This is a genomic window from Desulforadius tongensis (assembly GCF_016907915.1).
Lineage (GTDB): Bacteria > Bacillota > Desulfotomaculia > Desulfotomaculales > Desulfohalotomaculaceae > Desulforadius > Desulforadius tongensis.
In genome coordinates this window covers 26,781-43,548 of sequence record NZ_JAFBCW010000022.1, presented here as the reverse complement: position 1 = coordinate 43,548, position 16,768 = coordinate 26,781, and the positions used below count along the sequence as shown (strand labels likewise).

At 47.5% G+C, this 16,768-nt stretch carries 18 protein-coding genes; 2 read left to right on the top strand and 16 right to left on the bottom strand.

Going from position 1 to position 16,768, the window contains the following annotated elements:
* Positions 1 to 124: 124 nt before the first annotated feature.
* Positions 125 to 790, bottom strand: coding sequence for a 4Fe-4S binding protein (locus tag JOC37_RS09400; RefSeq protein ID WP_204618308.1), 666 nt, complete (start codon positions 788 to 790; stop codon positions 125 to 127).
* A 192-nt stretch (positions 791 to 982) separates the two neighbouring features.
* On the opposite strand from JOC37_RS09400, the gene dut reads away from it, so the two are divergent.
* Together dut and JOC37_RS09390 are read left to right on the top strand one after the other, a co-directional pair.
* The gene (dut, locus tag JOC37_RS09395; protein WP_204618307.1) at positions 983 to 1,552 is read left to right on the top strand and encodes a dUTP diphosphatase; all 570 of its coding nucleotides are present in this window, start codon (positions 983 to 985) and stop codon (positions 1,550 to 1,552) included.
* A gap of 14 nt (positions 1,553 to 1,566) precedes the next feature.
* Positions 1,567 to 1,992 carry a YaaR family protein gene (locus JOC37_RS09390; protein ID WP_204618305.1) on the top strand — a complete coding sequence of 142 codons (426 nt, stop codon included), beginning with the start codon at positions 1,567 to 1,569 and terminating at the stop codon, positions 1,990 to 1,992.
* Between the two features lie 39 nt (positions 1,993 to 2,031).
* Here JOC37_RS09390 and spo0A read toward each other — a convergent pair whose 3' ends face one another.
* The 15 genes from spo0A to xseA form a co-directional block, all read right to left on the bottom strand.
* Positions 2,032 to 2,793: a sporulation transcription factor Spo0A gene (gene spo0A / locus JOC37_RS09385; RefSeq protein WP_204618303.1), complete on the bottom strand. Its 762-nt coding sequence runs from the start codon at positions 2,791 to 2,793 to the stop codon at positions 2,032 to 2,034.
* A 167-nt stretch (positions 2,794 to 2,960) separates the two neighbouring features.
* Complete coding sequence (gene spoIVB / locus JOC37_RS09380) at positions 2,961 to 4,322, bottom strand: SpoIVB peptidase (RefSeq protein ID WP_204618301.1); 1,362 nt, start codon at positions 4,320 to 4,322, stop codon at positions 2,961 to 2,963.
* Positions 4,323 to 4,569: 247 nt separating this feature from the next.
* A complete protein-coding gene (gene recN, locus JOC37_RS09375) occupies positions 4,570 to 6,252 on the bottom strand; it encodes a DNA repair protein RecN (RefSeq protein ID WP_204618299.1) in 1,683 nt (560 codons plus the stop codon).
* Positions 6,253 to 6,256: 4 nt separating this feature from the next.
* Positions 6,257 to 6,715 carry an arginine repressor gene (gene argR, locus JOC37_RS09370; RefSeq protein ID WP_204618297.1) on the bottom strand — a complete coding sequence of 153 codons (459 nt, stop codon included), beginning with the start codon at positions 6,713 to 6,715 and terminating at the stop codon, positions 6,257 to 6,259.
* 2 nt (positions 6,716 to 6,717) lie between these two features.
* Positions 6,718 to 7,284 (bottom strand): tRNA 5-(aminomethyl)-2-thiouridylate-methyltransferase MnmM, encoded by a 567-nt coding sequence (mnmM, locus tag JOC37_RS09365; RefSeq protein WP_238480848.1) that lies wholly within the window; start codon positions 7,282 to 7,284, stop codon positions 6,718 to 6,720.
* Complete coding sequence (locus tag JOC37_RS09360; protein ID WP_204618296.1) at positions 7,277 to 8,143, bottom strand: NAD(+)/NADH kinase; 867 nt, start codon at positions 8,141 to 8,143, stop codon at positions 7,277 to 7,279. Before JOC37_RS09360 ends, mnmM begins: the two co-directional genes overlap by 8 nt.
* Positions 8,140 to 8,664: a hypothetical protein gene (locus JOC37_RS09355; protein ID WP_204618294.1), complete on the bottom strand. Its 525-nt coding sequence runs from the start codon at positions 8,662 to 8,664 to the stop codon at positions 8,140 to 8,142. Before JOC37_RS09355 ends, JOC37_RS09360 begins: the two co-directional genes overlap by 4 nt.
* Positions 8,665 to 8,666: 2 nt before the next feature.
* Entirely contained in the window at positions 8,667 to 9,485 is an 819-nt protein-coding gene (locus JOC37_RS09350) for a TlyA family RNA methyltransferase (protein WP_204618292.1), read from the bottom strand.
* Positions 9,486 to 9,509: 24 nt separating this feature from the next.
* The gene (gene dxs / locus JOC37_RS09345; protein WP_207754971.1) at positions 9,510 to 11,405 is read right to left on the bottom strand and encodes a 1-deoxy-D-xylulose-5-phosphate synthase; all 1,896 of its coding nucleotides are present in this window, start codon (positions 11,403 to 11,405) and stop codon (positions 9,510 to 9,512) included.
* Between the two features lie 23 nt (positions 11,406 to 11,428).
* Complete coding sequence (locus JOC37_RS09340) at positions 11,429 to 12,013, bottom strand: hypothetical protein (protein WP_204618291.1); 585 nt, start codon at positions 12,011 to 12,013, stop codon at positions 11,429 to 11,431.
* Positions 12,014 to 12,828: 815 nt separating this feature from the next.
* On the bottom strand, positions 12,829 to 13,713 hold the full coding sequence (locus JOC37_RS09335; RefSeq protein WP_204618289.1) for a farnesyl diphosphate synthase: 885 nt from the start codon (positions 13,711 to 13,713) through the stop codon (positions 12,829 to 12,831).
* Position 13,714: 1 nt separating this feature from the next.
* Positions 13,715 to 13,960, bottom strand: coding sequence for an exodeoxyribonuclease VII small subunit (xseB, locus tag JOC37_RS09330; protein ID WP_204618287.1), 246 nt, complete (start codon positions 13,958 to 13,960; stop codon positions 13,715 to 13,717).
* Between the two features lie 12 nt (positions 13,961 to 13,972).
* A complete protein-coding gene (locus JOC37_RS09325; RefSeq protein ID WP_204618286.1) occupies positions 13,973 to 14,605 on the bottom strand; it encodes a cyclodeaminase/cyclohydrolase family protein in 633 nt (210 codons plus the stop codon).
* A gap of 45 nt (positions 14,606 to 14,650) precedes the next feature.
* Positions 14,651 to 15,517, bottom strand: a complete 867-nt coding sequence (locus JOC37_RS09320; RefSeq protein WP_204618284.1) for a bifunctional 5,10-methylenetetrahydrofolate dehydrogenase/5,10-methenyltetrahydrofolate cyclohydrolase — start codon at positions 15,515 to 15,517, stop codon at positions 14,651 to 14,653.
* Positions 15,518 to 15,557: 40 nt separating this feature from the next.
* Positions 15,558 to 16,754 carry an exodeoxyribonuclease VII large subunit gene (gene xseA, locus JOC37_RS09315; protein ID WP_204618283.1) on the bottom strand — a complete coding sequence of 399 codons (1,197 nt, stop codon included), beginning with the start codon at positions 16,752 to 16,754 and terminating at the stop codon, positions 15,558 to 15,560.
* Positions 16,755 to 16,768 lie beyond the last annotated feature (14 nt).

The window sequence follows — 16,768 nt, the reverse complement described above, 5'->3', positions numbered from 1 at the left end:
GCGGACACCCTTGCCTTAAGCTAACGTTTACTGCTACCTTCAACGTTCGGGACTTTCACCCTATAGACATTGCCCATGCCGGGCACACATAAAAAGCCGCCTCGGCAATGCCGGGGCAGCTGTTTTAAGCAGTTTTTCTACCGGTATCAAAATTCAAAGCTCTTTTCGGGCACACCGCCGTGCAGCTGGCACACTTGATGCAATCCGCATCCATTAACCGGCCTGTTTCCTTATCCCGGTTGGGAGTTAGTCCCATGGGGCAGGCCTTGGAGCACAAACCACAGTCGGTGCAATTTTCGCTGATGTAAAGAGGTTCTTTTCCTTTCCCAAACCAACTGGCCAGTGTACCCATGGGGCAGATGTGGCACCAAGCCCTGGGATGTACAAAAACGGCCAGAACAATTCCTACAATGGTAGTAACTGTAAGTAATCTCACCATGGCCAATCCCATGCCGTGCAGATCTCCCCAGGCCAGGTAGAACTGTGTTCCCAGCACGGTAAAAATAACAGCCAGCATAAATGCCCGCAGTTTGTTGGAACGAAGCCAACTGGGAACGGGTTTGCTTTTATTCACACGCAGGAAAAAGATATCAAAAAAACTGCCCCGGGGGCACATCCAATCGCACCATGCCCTCCCGCGGAAAAAGGACAGACCCACCGCACCGATCATACATACAAACAACACAAACCCGGCCGGTGGATAAATCCAACCGGCAGCAATCACGACGGGCAGCACCACCCAGGTTAAGCCCTGCTTGCGAAACCTATTAATTAACAGTTTATTTCTCATTTTGATTCCCCCTTGATGTCTATTATATTCAACGTATCCCATTATACTTTTAAGTTATTTCACTGTCAATTAATTTAATGAAAAAAATCATAGAAATAATTGGCAATCATTTTATTCGTAAGAGGAAAATCAACCATATCGTCGAAAGAAAACAATTACATAGCATTTGTTGTTTTAAGGAGTGTTAAAAGGTTGAGACAAACTTGTGATCGGTGTAAGTACGGAGTTGAGATCATCCGCGGTGATTATAAGTGTGAAATACAGGAAGTAAAAATCTTCAGGGATGAAGCCTTATACCCCTTTAGACGCTGCAGCTTTTTTGTTTTTAAAAACAGCCTGGTTAAAGTAAAGAAGCTGCACAGCAAAGCTAAAATTCCCCAGCGGGCCACTGCCGGAAGTGCCGGCTTTGACCTGCACAGTATTGAAGGGTTCACCATCAATCCAGGAGAACACCGCACCATAAGAACCGGGTTGGCCTTTGAACTTCCCCCCGGTTACGTAATGCTGATTTATACCCGCAGCGGCAACGCCAAAAAACACGGCATTACTTTAAGCAACGCCGTGGGGGTTATTGATTCCGATTACCGGGGCGAAGTGGCTGTATTACTGTATAATTCCGGCCAGCACCCGGTTACCTTTCAGCCCGGGGACAGAATTGCCCAGGCGGTGGTACATCAAATTCCGGACATTGAACTGGTGGAATGCGAAGAGCTAACGGAAACAGAAAGAGGTAAAGGCGGTTTTGGCAGCACCGGTTCATAGGGTGGAGGTATGCCATGAAAATATCCAGTATTAATAAGCAGACATTTTGGCCCGATAAAAATAAAATTCAATCCAAGGGAGAAAAATCTTTCTTCAGCTACTTAGACATGAATCAAAGGGATCACAGTAAAGAGCAGTTAAGACAGATGCTGAAAAAAATTAAAAAAGCGGGCAGTAAGTTAAAACAACAGGTAACGGAAGCTAATATAATCGAGTATAGGCAGCTAATTACCGAGTATTTATCTTATGTATTAAAAAATTTTTATAAAATAAGAAAAACTCACAGCCTGGATTACAGCACTTTATATACCAGGATAGAAATAATTGATCAAGAAGTGGAAAAATTCACTCAAGAACTGCTGGAAGATCAAAAAGAAAACATCGACATCATGGCCTCTTTGGATAAAATTACCGGGCTGCTGTTAGATTTATATCAATAGAAACACCGCTTATTTTTTAATAAGCGGTGCCTTTATTTTTTACCCAGCCTTACTTTCAATCCGCAATTTATCTGCCACCATGGCAATAAATTCACTGTTGGTGGGCTTACCCCGTTCTAAATTGATGGTGTAGCCAAAGAATTTAGTCATCATTTCAATGTTACCCCTATCCCAGGCCAATTCTATGGCATGTCTTATGGCCCGTTCTACTCTGCTGGGGGTGGTATTGTATTTTTGGGCAATCATGGGATAAAGCTCCTTTGTCACCGCACCCAGCAAACTTATTTCTTCTATTACCATTAAAATGGCATCCCGTAGGTAGTGATAACCTTTAATGTGGGCCGGTACCCCCATCTCGTGGATGATATTGGTAACAGCCACATTTAAATTTTTTGTTTTAGATGGTACAATATACCCCGATACCTCTACGCCTTGGGCCAGCTGTCTGATTCTTTGGGCCAGTACGGAAAAGTCAAAGGGTTTTAAAATATAGTAATCTGCACCCAGTTCAACGGCCCGCTGGGTAACGCTTTCCTGCCCGAAAGCAGTTAACATTATTACTTTTGGTTTCACCGCCGTAGTACCGGATGATATTTTTTCCAACACGCCGATACCATCTAAATGGGGCATTATAATATCTAACACAACCACATCAGGCTTTTGCTGTTCGATAAGTTCTAACGCTTCAATGCCATTGGAAGCTATACCTGCCAACGCTAGATCTTCCTGAGAATTAACAAATTCTTTAAGCAATTCACAAAATTCCCGGTTGTCATCTGCAATCAGCACTTTAATAGCCATAATATTTACCCCCGCCTCCTAATTTTTACCTCTTTTTACCAATTATTGTATTTTTATTTATGTGCTTAGACATTCGACAACCGGGGGGCAAAGTCCTTTTTTGAATTGTAAAAAAATATCAATTATTTTAAAAAACCTCTAATTAAAAATTACACTCCTTTTTAATTTTATGCGGCATGTAAATTCGATAAATTCTTACCGGTTTCTTTTAAAAGGGTTTTAGTTTCTTCTAACATCCATTCTGCCAGTACTGCATATCCACGGGTGGGATCATTGATGAAAACATGGGTTACCGCCCCAACCAGTACCGGATTCCCGTTTTCCGTATATTGAATAATGGGACTTCCCGACATACCCTGGATTATTCCCCCGGTTTTTTGCAGCAATTTAGGATCGGTAATTTTTATTATCATTCCCTTACCATCCGGGCGAGATTGGCGGGTTACTTTTTCAATTTTAATTTTAAATCTTTCCATTCTATTTCCATGTAAAACGGTAATAATTTCTGCCGGTCCCTCTTTTATTTGGCTGGGTAATGCCACCGGTATGGGATTTTTAAAATAAGGGTTAGTAATGGGATAAGATAATTCTCCAAATATTCCATAGGGTGTGTTCTTTTTGATGTTACCACATAATTTACTGTCGTTTTCTAATAATCCTATCTTTTCCCCCGGCTGTCCCGTCTTTCCGGGGTGAATATCTTGTATTGATGCTTCAAAAATTCTACCGTTGGATAAATCAATCTTCTGGCCGGTGTCGCTGTCAGTTATTACATGACCAAGGGCCCCGTATATAGATGATACCTGGTCATAAAATGTCAATGTACCCACCCCGGCAGCACTGTCTCTTATTAATAATCCCAGGCGGTAATCTTTGGTCTCTTTACAATAAGCCGGCTTTACTTTGACGGTAAACTTTTTATTTTGTCTTTTAATTTCTAATATCACCGCTTCGCCTTTATGACCGGCTTTAGTTACCATATCCCTTACTTGGTTTTCGGTTTCAATGGATTGGTCATTGATTTTTAAAAGTATATCCCCCACTTTAATCCCCGCTTCCCTGGCCGGGTTATAACTTTTGCCCCGGCTGTTTTCTACAGCTGCTAAACCGACAACAATAACTCCCTGGGAATGCAGCATTACGCCTATTGACTGCCCACCGGGTAAAACTTTTACTTCGGGAACCACATCCACTGTCACATTACGTAAGGGTATAATTCCAAACAGTTTCAAGTACATATTAATTTTTCCCGGCGTTGTAGCAACCGGTGCTGCACCGGCCAGCGTGAATGTACTGTTGTTTAAAGTTAAACCTTCAACACAGTCGGCCTTTTCCGCTTCAATGTCCACCTGCAAAGCACGCAAAAATTCATTTGTTCTTTCAAAACCTAAATCCAAGGCCTCCCCAACCATAATTTTCTTCTGCATTGGCAGTGTGCATAAATGCATCACCTGGGTATTAAGGCACAATAATGCCAGTGCCAATATAAAGATCAGTGATAAAAGTTTTATTTTTTTATCCCGGTCCAACTTATTAAACCCCCCCTTTATTTTAAAGTGCCATAATACTTAATAATTTTAAAAGAATGAGCGTAATATTAAGGTAACCTTCTTAAAAAGCAATTATTATACCTAAATGTGCCGTCATTTTCCAAATTCAGTTTTTATCATCACTCCGGCGATTTTGTAATTTTTGTTTTATTTCCGCAAAAAAAAAAAAAAACAAATAAAAAAAGCGCGTATTACCGCGCCTTATTCCGATATAAAAAATTTTTACTTAGTACACTGATTTCAACAGTTCTTCGGCATGTTCCAACACTGCATTTGATGAATCCCCGCCGCCCAGCATTCTGGTTAGTTCATTAACTCTTCCCCGGTAATCTAACTTTTTAATGCTGGTATAGGTTCTGTTTTCAAGCACTTCTTTTTTAATTAAGTAATGGTTCCGGGCAAAGCAGGCCACCTGGGGAGCATGGGTCACCGTAATAACCTGGTGTTTTTGTCCGATTTGGGCCATCTTTTCCCCTACCGAACGCAGTGCCCGCCCGCCTATCCCGGTATCCACTTCGTCAAATATCAATGTGGGAACTTTGTCCGCTCCGGCCAATAAACACTTTACCGCCAGCATAAACCGGGACAATTCACCGCCGGAGGCAATTTTATGCAGCGGTTTTAAAGGTTCACCGGGGTTAGTGGCAATTAAAAATTGTACTTCATCCATTCCTTTAGGAGTGGGCTTATCCAGAGGTTGAAAACCCACTTTAAACCGCACTTTACCCATTTCCAGCGCGGCCAATTCTTTAGTGACCTTTTGCTGCATCTTCTCTGCCATCTCCCGGCGCAGGTTTGAAAGTGCCTCGGCTTCCTGCTTCCACAGCCGGTAATATTTTTCCCTCTGCTGCTTTAGTTCATCCAACTGTTCTTCGCTGCCGGACAGTTCATCCAGTTGATTAAGAATATTTTTGTGGTAGGATAAAATTTCCGCCACTGATTCCCCATATTTTTTCTTTAACCGGTTTATTTCGTCCAGACGTTTTTCTATGTAATCCAACCGCTGGGGGTCATATTCCACGTTATCCAAATAGCCGGATATCTCCCGGGCCACGTCTTCCACAGTGTACAGCGCTTCTTCCAACGACTGCAGCATCTGGGCCATTTTTTTGTCGTACTGGGTTAATTCCCGTAGGGAATTAACCGCTTCACCAATTAATTCCACCGCCGAAACACTGTACTGCCCACCACCGCTGTACAGGTTCCGGCGCACCGTGTTTCCCAGCAGGGAAATTTTTTCTGCATTGGCCAGTACATTTCTTTCATCCATTAACTGGTTATCTTCACCGGGTGCCAGATTGGCCTTTTCAATTTCCTGGGCCTGAAACTGCAGCATGTCAATTTGCCGGGCTATATCCCTGGCGTTGTTTTGCAGCTGCCGCAGGCGATTTTCCAGCTGCTGCCACCGGTGATAATACTCTGCCACCTGCTCCTTGCGGCTGGTTATCTGCCGGCCGCCAAAACTATCCAGCAGATCCAGGTGCCGCTCCGGGTCCAACAGCGACTGCTGCTGGTGTTGGCTGTGTAAATCCACCAGCCCCGCCCCCGCTTGGCGGTACATGGCCAGTGTCACCACCTGGCCGTTAACCCGGCACCAGTTGCGCCCGCTGCGGCTGATTTCCCGGGAAAGTATCAGCAAACCGTCCTCTGACGGTTCAAGGCCCAGCGATTCAAGCCGGGCTTTTAAATCAATATGTTCCGTTTGAAATGCCGCCTGTACCACCGCTTTATCTTTACCGGCCCGGATATATTCCGCCGAGGCCCGCCCGCCCAGTGCCACCTGCAGTGCATCCAGCAAAATAGATTTACCGGCACCGGTTTCACCGGTTAACACGTTGAAGCCCGGTTCAAACTCCACTGTGATATCATCTATCAGGGCAAAATTTTTAATATAAAGTGAGTGCAGCAAAGTATCACTCCTTGAACAAGTTATTAAACCTGTTAATCACGGTGGGTGCAGCTTTTTTGGGTTTAACAATCACCAGGATGTTGTCATCTCCCCCGATGGTTCCAATTATTTCCGGCCAATTGGAGTTGTCAATGGCTGAGGCAACTCCCATGGCTTCACCGGGCATAGTTTTTATCACTATCAGGTTTTCACTGTAATCCATTTCCAGTACAGATGTTTTAAATAACCGTTTTAAGCGCTCATCATTGTGACGAACTATTGGCTGGTTGGGCATGGCATATCTGGACACGTTATTCTCCCCGGGTATTTTTATCAGTCCCAGTTCTTTAATATCCCGGGAAACAGTGGCCTGGGTGACGTCAAAACCGGCTTTTCTAAGGGCGTTAACCAGCTCTTCCTGGGTTTCAATGGGCTGATCCCGCACTATTTCTTGTATCTTTAACTGACGCCTGGCTTTAGTCATCTCTAACCCACCCTTTCTATAAAAAATGATACCGGGGCAGCGGCCGGGCGGTTAACAAACCTTACTCCAACCACCCAATAATTACGGGAATCCAGCTCTTTTATTGCTGCTTCAACGGCATTAAATTCTTCCAGACCACCTTCATGACCGGTGTAAACCACCAGACTTATTTTTCCTCCCACCTTCAGCAGCCGGACAGCCTTTTGTAATGCCTCTACTGTACTGTCCGGTTTCGTAATGATACAGTGATCTCCCCCGGGCAGGTAACCCAGGTTGAACATCACCGCATCCACCGGCTCTTGTACATAGTTATCTATATTTTGATGGCCGTCATGAATTAACTTTACTCTATCCATAATCCCCTGCTGTTTCAACAGGTCTGCCGTATTATCCAGGGCCTGCTTTTGAATATCAAAAGCAAATACCCTCCCCTTTTTTAAATGCTGAGCTAGAAAAACAGTATCATTGCCGTTGCCCGCCGTGGCATCTATAGCTGTGCCGTCCACAGGCAGATTAGAAGCGATAAATTGATGGGCCATTGCCACAGCACTTCTCTGCTGTCTAAACATTTGAACTGTTCCACTCCTCCAGCTTTTCCCTTAGCACACTGTAAAAACTTCTTTGCTGTGTTCTGATAAATCGGGCTTTATACGGTGCCCGGCGCACCTGTACCTCGTCATTAGGTTCCAAAGGATAACCGTACTGACCGTCCAGGGTAAGCATAATTTCACCCCGGGAGGTTTCTGTGACCACTGTAACCACGTTGTCCGGGGATATAACCAGCGGTCTCGCCGACAAAGTGTGGGGACAAATGGGAGTAACTACCATTAAATCAATATTGGGTCCCACCAGCGGCCCCCCGGCAGACAGCGAGTAGGCAGTTGAACCGGTGGGGCTGGCTATGATAACCCCGTCAGCTGGGTAGCTGTTTACCAGTTCTTTATTGGCATATATTCTAAGCCAAATCATTCGGGCAAATGCATTTTTAGAAATAACTGCATCGTTTAAACCCCAGGATGTTTCCACCACCTGCCCCTGCCGGTATACCCGGGCTTCAATCATCATCCGTTCTTCAACGGTGTACTTACCGGCCAGCAGTCGTTCTAAACCGGGCAGAATATCAGGAATGTCTACTTCCGTTAAAAAACCCAACCGGCCGGCATTAACCCCGTAAAGGGGTGTTCCCAGCGGCGCGGCCACCCGGGCACAGTTAAGTATTGTCCCGTCCCCACCCCATACCAGCATGCAGTCCGACTGCCGGGCCAAACTGGCCAGCGGGTGGCCCTTCTCAGGCTGCCCTAAAGTTTCAGCACACTCGTCACTCAACAACACGTTTATATTTCTATTTTTCAGCCAGTGATATATTTTTTCAACCACCGGCGCCACTTGATATTTTTGTTTGTTTAGCACCAGACCGATGGTTTTCAAAAAATTAGTCCTCCCTTAACTAAAAGTAATGCCAATAACACCCCGGTGGCCATGGCCATAGCGTGGGTGACCCAGGTTTTTGCCCGGGAGGGCAGGATTAACTTAAATTCAACTGTATGTATATTTTTATTTTCCATATCCAGCAGCAGTACCCCATCGGTACGGTATATTAGATAATACTCCAGCAGCTGCCGCCTGATACCGGCGCCGGTGGGTTTTGCTACCTGTTTTCCGGTTTTAACCTCCACCACATATTTAAAGCCGCCTTTTTTGACTATAAAGTCTGCTTTAACGTGATTTTTATAACTGCGGCCGTCAATTTTCGTATATATAGGTACCCTTTTTTGAACCGCCACAATGGTATATCCCTGCTGCTGCAGGTATTTTTGGGCCTTTTGTTCCGCCCGCCGGGATTTTATTGACTGCCGCCTTAATTTATAAGCATGCACTAACTTGATTAAATAGTAAACTAAAAGGGCACCGAAAACAATGCCCAAAATTAAAAGATCTGCAGGCTTCATAATCACAGCTCCGCATTTGCGGTTTTAACCACCGCGCTTACATAATTATTATCTATCATTTTATCGTTTAAACCACCGGAAGAATTATCCCTGGTAAAATGAAGCAGGTATTCAATGTTCCCCTCCGGCCCCCTCACCGGAGAATAATCCAGGCCCAGTACCTGGAAACCCAGCTGCCGTACCACTTTCAATACATTGTTAATAACATCCTGGTGTACCGCCGGGTCACGAACCACACCTTTCTTGCCCACTCTTTCCCTTCCGGCTTCAAACTGCGGTTTAATCAGCGCCACCCCGCTGGCATCAGCAGTGGTTAACTCCGTTAACTTGGGAAACACTTTAGATAATGATATGAAGGATACATCAATTGTAACAAAATTGGGTAATTCTTCTAATTTATCCGCGGTAAGATAGCGGATATTGGTGCGCTCCAGCACCACCACCCGGGGATCTTGACGTAAGGACCAGGCCAGCTGCCCGTATCCCACATCAACGGAGTACACCTTTTCAGCCCCGTTTTGCAGGGCACAGTCGGTAAAGCCCCCGGTGGATGCTCCAATATCCATTACCACTTTACCGGTAAGATCGATGTTAAAGGATTTAATAGCCTTTTCCAGTTTCAAACCGCCCCTGCTCACATAGGGCAGCAGTTTTCCTCTAATATCAATTTTTGCCTCACCGTTTACCTGGTATCCCGGCTTGTCTACACGCTGCCCGTTAACAAAAACCAAGCCCGCCATCACTGCGGAGCGGGCTTTTTCCCGGCTTTCGAATTTACCAAGGGATACCAGCAGCTTATCTAATCTCTGTTTACCGGACATGGGTACCTCCAGTAATGGTAAGTATTATTCCTGGGCCGCCTGCAGCCTGGGTCTTTTCCCCACCATGTACAGGGCTTGCTTTAAAATACTGCCTGCCGTCAGCCCGTATTGTTCCTGCATTATTGACGGGTGACCGTGTTCTACAAACTCGTCACCAATTCCAAATCTGGTTACTTTAACGCCGCTCAGGCCCCTGGATTCCAGCATTTCTAAAACCGCGCTGCCGAACCCGCCGGCCAGAACATGTTCCTCCACCGTGATAACCCGCCCGGTTCTGCCGGCATAGTGGGCAATACATTCTTCATCCAGCGGCTTTACAAACCGGGCATTGATTACAGTGGCTTGTACACCCAGCTTGGCCAGTTCCCGGGCCGCTTCTTCAATCACCGGTACCATGTTGCCCACAGCTACCAGGGTTATATCACTGCCCCGGCGCAGCACCTCGGCCTTTCCCATGGGCAGTGCCAGCGGGGTTTCATCCATGGAACAGCCTACACCGGAACCCCTGGGGTAGCGCACTGCACACGGTCCCGGGTGCTCTAAAGCCGTTTTTAACATGTGCTGCAGCTCGTTTTCATCCTTGGGTACCATCACAGTGAGGTTGGGTATGGAACGCATAAAAGTTATGTCAAATACACCCTGGTGAGTGGCACCGTCATCACCGACAATACCGGCACGATCAATGGCAAATACCACCGGCAGGTTTTGCAGACACACATCATGCAGCACCTGATCGTAGGCCCGCTGCATAAATGTTGAATATATGGCCACCACCGGTTTGTATCCACTGCTGGCCATACCGGCCGCCAGCGTTACAGCATGCTGTTCCGCAATGCCCACGTCAAAAAAGCGTTCCGGGTAACGTTCGGCAAACTGTGACAGGCCGGTACCGCCGGCCATGGCTGCAGTAATGGCCAGTATTCTTTCATCCTGCCCGGCCAGGTTAACCAGCGTATCACTGAATACCGATGTATAGGTTGGCGCGCCGTTCTTTTTGTTTACTTCCCCGGACACAATGTCAAAGGGACCAACACCGTGAAATTTATCGGGATTTTCTTCCGCCGGTTTATATCCTTTGCCCTTTCTGGTTATGACATGAACCAGCACCGGTCCTTTCATCGCCCTGGCCTGCTTTAGTATGCTGGTAACTTCTTCTATATTATGGCCGTCTATTGGTCCCAAGTAAGTAAAGCCCAGTTCTTCAAATAACATTCCCGGTACCACCAGGTATTTTAAGCTGTCTTTTAATCGTTCGGCCACCTTTAATACCTGCTTGCCGATGGGCAGCTTTTTAAGCAGGTTTTCAATTTCGTCTTTACCCCGGGAATACATTGGATCGGTACGAATACGGGTGAGGTATTTGGACAACCCCCCCACATTTTCTCCAATGCTCATTTCATTGTCGTTTAAAATAACAATTAAATCCTTCCCCAGGTGGCCGGCATGATTAAGGGCCTCAAAGGCCATCCCGCCGGTCATGGCACCGTCACCGATTAACGCCACCACAGAGTAATTCTCACGGCGCAGATCCCGGGCCACCGCCATACCTAAAGCAGCGGAAATTGATGTACTGCTGTGACCGGTGCCGAAGGCATCGTGAATGCTTTCGGCACAGCGGGGAAACCCTGACAGGCCTCCATACTGGCGCAGGGTGTGAAACTCTTTCCGGCGCCCGGTAAGCAGTTTATGCACGTAGCACTGGTGACCGACATCAAAGATTATTTTATCTTTACTGGTATCAAAAACCCTGTGGATGGCCAGCGTCAGCTCCACCACCCCCAAATTGGGAGCCAGGTGCCCGCCATTTTTAGAAACGGTTTTTATTATCTCCTCCCGGAGCTCACCGGCCAGTATTTGCAGCTGCCTGCTGCTTAATGCCTTAACATCCTGCGGTGAATAAATGCTGTCCAGTAAATTCAAAACCTTTATACCACCTTTTGCCGCTATCCTTTGGAGCGACGGTTTTTGCGAAAGGGATCTTGTCCCAAAAGTTTCTCCAACCGCGCCATGTTCTTACCGACAAAAAAAATAATGTTGTTTGGACGGCTCAAAGCAAATTTTTTGCCCAAAGCCTTCCCGGACACCGTTATTGAGGCTACGGATGAAGTTATGAGGATATTGAGAATAAATGCATCCCAGCCGGGATTGAGCATTATTAAGCGGGCCACAATTGATATGCCCAAGGCACCGGAAACCGTTCCGGCAATATCTCCTATTACATCATTGGCTATATTTGCCACCCGGTCGGCATTGCGTATTAAGTATACGCCCTGCTGGGCACCCATAACGCGCTTTGCCGCCATGGCATGAAAAGGGGTTTCCTGGGCTGCCGTTACAGCCGTTCCCAAAGTGTCGGAAATTATACCTATAAATATAATTACCAACAAAATGATAAAAGATAACGCTATATTATCTAATTTACGAACAAACAGCTCGGAAATAATGGCAAAAATTACGGCCAGCGAAAATGAACCTATTCCAACTAATAGTATATATGAGCCGGATACACTGGATTTATTATGGCCCAATCATTACCACCCCATCCGGAAATACGCATATGGGCTGCTTTTTAGCAGCCCATGCAACTAATTTATGTAACCGAATGTGTAAGTGATAACTTACCGGGTAAACGTTGCGGCTTAGGTCTAGCAGGTTTTCCCAAAAGGCCACCAGCTGTCGCCAGACTGGCGGTTTCCCTTTAAGGCCTTTTCCGGCCGTCACCGGTTCCGGGGCTAGATTACCACTTAGTCCGCACTGAAATCCCCGGCAAGCCCTGGTTTAACACCAGACAGCCTAGGAGTTTTCCTCAACAGAACAAACCTTTTCTAGCCTCTTTTGCAGTAAGGGTTTCATCCGGACTTTACCCAGAATGGGCCCAGACTGAGCAAAGCCCCTTCATGGAATCCACCGTTACCACTCAAGGCAGGCTACGCTGCACGCAGCTTTCCCCACGTGCAGGTTTTCCCAAGGGTGATTTTACCAACCACGCCTTGGGCCTCCACGGTGCAGGGTCAGTTCCCACATGCCCTTGTGGCTGCCCTATCACCTTAACTCCCAGCACCGCCCCCGACTGGGCGTCGAAAGCAAGCACCAGGAACTTCATCGATGTGCCCGTTGCGGATTTTTAGGCCCGCTTTCGAAAAGGCAGTTCTGACTAGGATACTGCATCACTTATCCACGGTTTTTTTCCTGCGTAAAGATTATAGCATAATTAACTTATACTATCAAAGTCGATGTTTGACCGCTAAACTTCGGATTGGTTTTGTACCGTCATAAGTTTTACAGTAGATTCTTTAATCTTTCCCGCAATACTCCGCAGTTCGTTTTATGGCTTTATCCGTACTTAATGATCCCTATTAATTATAAAATGCACGGCAGCGCGCAAAAATTCCACTTCCGGCCCAAAAATACTTAATGCTTTAATGGCATTGTCTGCCGCCTGCCGGGCCTTTTGCCGTGCTGCTTCAATACCGAACAGTGCCGGGTAGGTGGCTTTTTTGTTCTTTTCATCGCTGCCCACCGGTTTACCGATTTTTGCAGTGTCACCCTCCACATCCAAAATATCATCCACTATCTGAAAGGCCAGGCCCAGGTTTTCCGCATAGCCTGTCAGTGCCCGCAGCTGTTTTTCGCCGGCACCTCCCAGTATGGCACCGGAACGCACCGCAGCCCGGAACAGCGCCCCGGTTTTATGCCGGTGAATATATTCCAAAGTTTCACTGTCCACTTCGTTATCTGCCGATACGGTATCCATCACCTGGCCGCCTATCAATCCCTGGGAACCGGATAACCTGGCCACTTCCCGTATTACCTGCACCACTGCCTCTGCCGGAGCAGTCCTGCTGTTTTCAGCCATTAATTGGAATGCCATGGTTAACAATGCATCACCGGCCAGAATAGCCATGGCTTCACCAAAAACCACGTGGTTGGTTGGTTTCCCCCGGCGCAGTTCATCGTTATCCATTGCCGGCAAATCATCGTGGATCAGCGAATAAGTGTGAATTAATTCCAAGGCACAGGCAGTGGGCATTACCCGCCGGGGATCGCAGCCCACCGCTTCGGCGGCACCAAGTACCAGCGCCGGTCTTAATCTCTTGCCACCGGCCAGCAGGCTGTACCGCATGGCCCGGTGTATAGCGGAAGGATAGGCAGACTCCCGGGGTATATACTGTTCAAAGGCGTCTTCCACCATTTTAGCCCGTTCTTTTAACTGCTGTAAAAAGTCCACTTTAAAACTGCCCTCCCCCATACCCCGGAGCTTCTTCCAGTACTGGTTCCCCGCATTGGTTAGTTACCAGGGTATTGATCCGCTGTTCCGCAGCTTCCAGCTTTTTATTACACACGTTAGCCAGTTCAATACCTTCAGCAAACAGTTCCAGCGCCTGTTCCAGCGGCAGCTGACCGTCTTCCAGCTTTTTAACCACTTCCTCCAGCCGGAACAGCGCATCTTCAAAATTCATCTCTTTTAGCTGCACCTGCATGTCCTCCTAACCCATCCGCGAGCGCACAAGTTCCACTGTTTTATTTTTCAACTGCAGTGCTTCCGCCCCAAGCCGTTGTTTTTCCCTACCGGCCCTATCCACAAAGGTTTGATCTTTTATGCGCGGTATATTGCAGTCAGCGGTAACCAGTGCTGCCTGTACCGCCGCCTCTGCCAGGTGGGCGGCCACCGCTGCATCGCTCACGGCATTTTCAGTGCCCACATCGGCCACCCGGCGGGCCAGTGCCAGCACTTCCACCCCGGCCGCCGCTATGGCCAGCGGGGTTTCGGTAGCCCCTTTTAAAGCCTGCTGAATGCGTTCCGCCCTTTCCGCCTGTTCTTCCGGTGTATTTTTGGGCAGGCTCAGCACTTCCATAAAGGTATCGAAGTGGGCCATATCTTCTCTGGCCAGTTCTTTAAGTTTTTCCATCAGTTCTGAGCCCCTGTTAACAAGCTGCTTCATTTCTTGTTCCACGTGGCGGTATTTTTCTTTTCCCACCGTCAGGTTGCCCACCATCTGTACCAGCGCCGCCCCCAGGGCTCCGGTCAAAGCAGCCACACTGCCGCCACCGGGAGTGGGGCTGTCAGTGGATGCTGCTGCCAAAAAATCGTCCACACTTTGTTTAAATACATCGTTCATCGGCTGAACCCCTTCTTTAAAGGCATGTTTTTTCGAACATCCTCTTTAATTAACTTTCAATTCTACTAAAGCATCCTGTATGGCTATACCTTTGAGCAGGTTTTTCAGCATCATGGCGGTGGTTAAACTGCCCACGCCGCCCGGTACAGGGGTAATGGCCCCGGCCACTTCTTTTACCCCTTCAAAATCCACATCACCGTAAATTTTGCCGTCAACTTCGGAGATACCGGCATCCACCACCACCGCCCCGGGTTTTACCATATCTTTGGTTATCAAACCCGGTTTGCCCACCGCAGTGAAAAGAATATCTGCCTGCCGGGTGTGATGGGAAAGGTCTGTCGTGCGGGAATGGCAGACTGTAACGGTGGCATTTTCGGCCACCGCCATGTATAACAGCGGTTTACCCACCGTTTCTCCCCGGCCTACCACCACGGCATGTTTACCGTCCATGCTGATATGCGAACGCTTCAGTATTTCCAGGCAGGACAGGGGGGTGGCGGGGTATATGCACTGGCCGCCGCTCAGTATGTAACCCCGGTTCACCGGATGCACCCCGTCTACATCTTTGGCCGGCAGAATGGCATCCATTACCCGCTGCTTGTCGATATGCTTGGGCAGCGGCAGCAGCAATAGTATACCATGAATATCCCTGTTGTGATTTAATTCGTCTATTACCGCCAAAACACTGTCCTCCGCTGCATCTTTTTTAAGCTGTTCCAGGTGAAACTTTGCCCCCACACCTGCGGCTACCTTTTCCAAAAACTTGGCATAAGCAGCGGAAGCCGCATCCTCTCCCACCAGTAATACCCCCAAACAGGGGTTTATTCCCTTGGCCTGCCATTTTTTAACTTCCGCCTTTATTTCTTCTTTAATTTGAGCAGCAATTGTTTTCCCATCAAGAATCCTGGCCATCAGTACCATCCCTTTCTCGGTGATCCGGTTCTAAGAGCATTTATTCCCGGTCATTCACTGTACACAATAGTTTACCCTTATGCAGTGTTACCTCTATATCACTGCCTATGTCCACTTCCCAGGCATTTTTAATTAATTCTCCGTTTTTACCGGTGCACAAACTATAACCCCTGGCCAGCGTGGCCAGCGGGCTCAAACTTTGCAAAGCTCCGGACAGTTCGCCCAAACGGTTCCTCTTTTCAGCCACCAGCAAACGAATATTTTTTATCATTTCTCTCTGCAGCACATCCACATGCTGGTAACGGGTATCTACTATTGCCCGCCGGGGGCTCTTTAATGCCTTACTGTTTTGTAAACGCCATAATGTCAGCCGGTGCTGTTTTACACGCTGGGATAAAGCCCGGTGGGCTCTGGCCAACAATATATTTAAGTAACGCTTCACTTCCTGTTGATCCGGCACCACCATTTCGGCAGCGTTGGACGGTGTGGCCGCCCGGGCATCGGCCGCATAATCGGCAATGGTAACATCTGTTTCGTGGCCAACAGCGGAAATCACCGGCAGCTTGGAATCTGCCACCGCCCTGGCCACCGTTTCACTGTTAAAGGCCCACAGTTCCTCCAGCGAACCGCCGCCCCTGCCAACAATAATAACATCAGCCCTTCCCCACCGGTTAACCTGTTCTATACCCCGCCGGATATCCCGGGGGGCGTTTTCACCCTGTACCAGCACGGGTACCAATACCAGCCGGGCCAGCGGCCAGCGCCTGGTTATTATTTTAATCATGTCCCGAACAGCCGCCCCGGTTGGTGAGGTTACTATGGCAATACAGTTTGGAAACTTGGGCAGCGGCTTTTTATTGGCCCTGTCAAATAACCCTTCCTGCTGTAACTTTTTCTTTAATTGTTCAAAGGCCATATGGAGGGCACCAACACCCTCCGGCTCCATTTCTTCTACATAAAGCTGGTAGCATCCACCGGGCTCATATACCGATATATACCCACGCACCGTCACGGCCATGCCGTTGTCCGGTTTGAACAACAGCCGGCTGACCCGGGAACGAAACATCACTGCCCTGACACAGCTGTGGTCATCCTTCAGGGTAAAGTAAACATGACCGGAACTATGCTGTTTGTAGTTGGATATTTCACCCTTTACCCACAGGTTGGCTAATAAATAATCACTATCTAATTTATTTTTAATGTGCCGGGTTAAATCGGCAACCGATAAAACATGCATTTTAAAACCTCGCA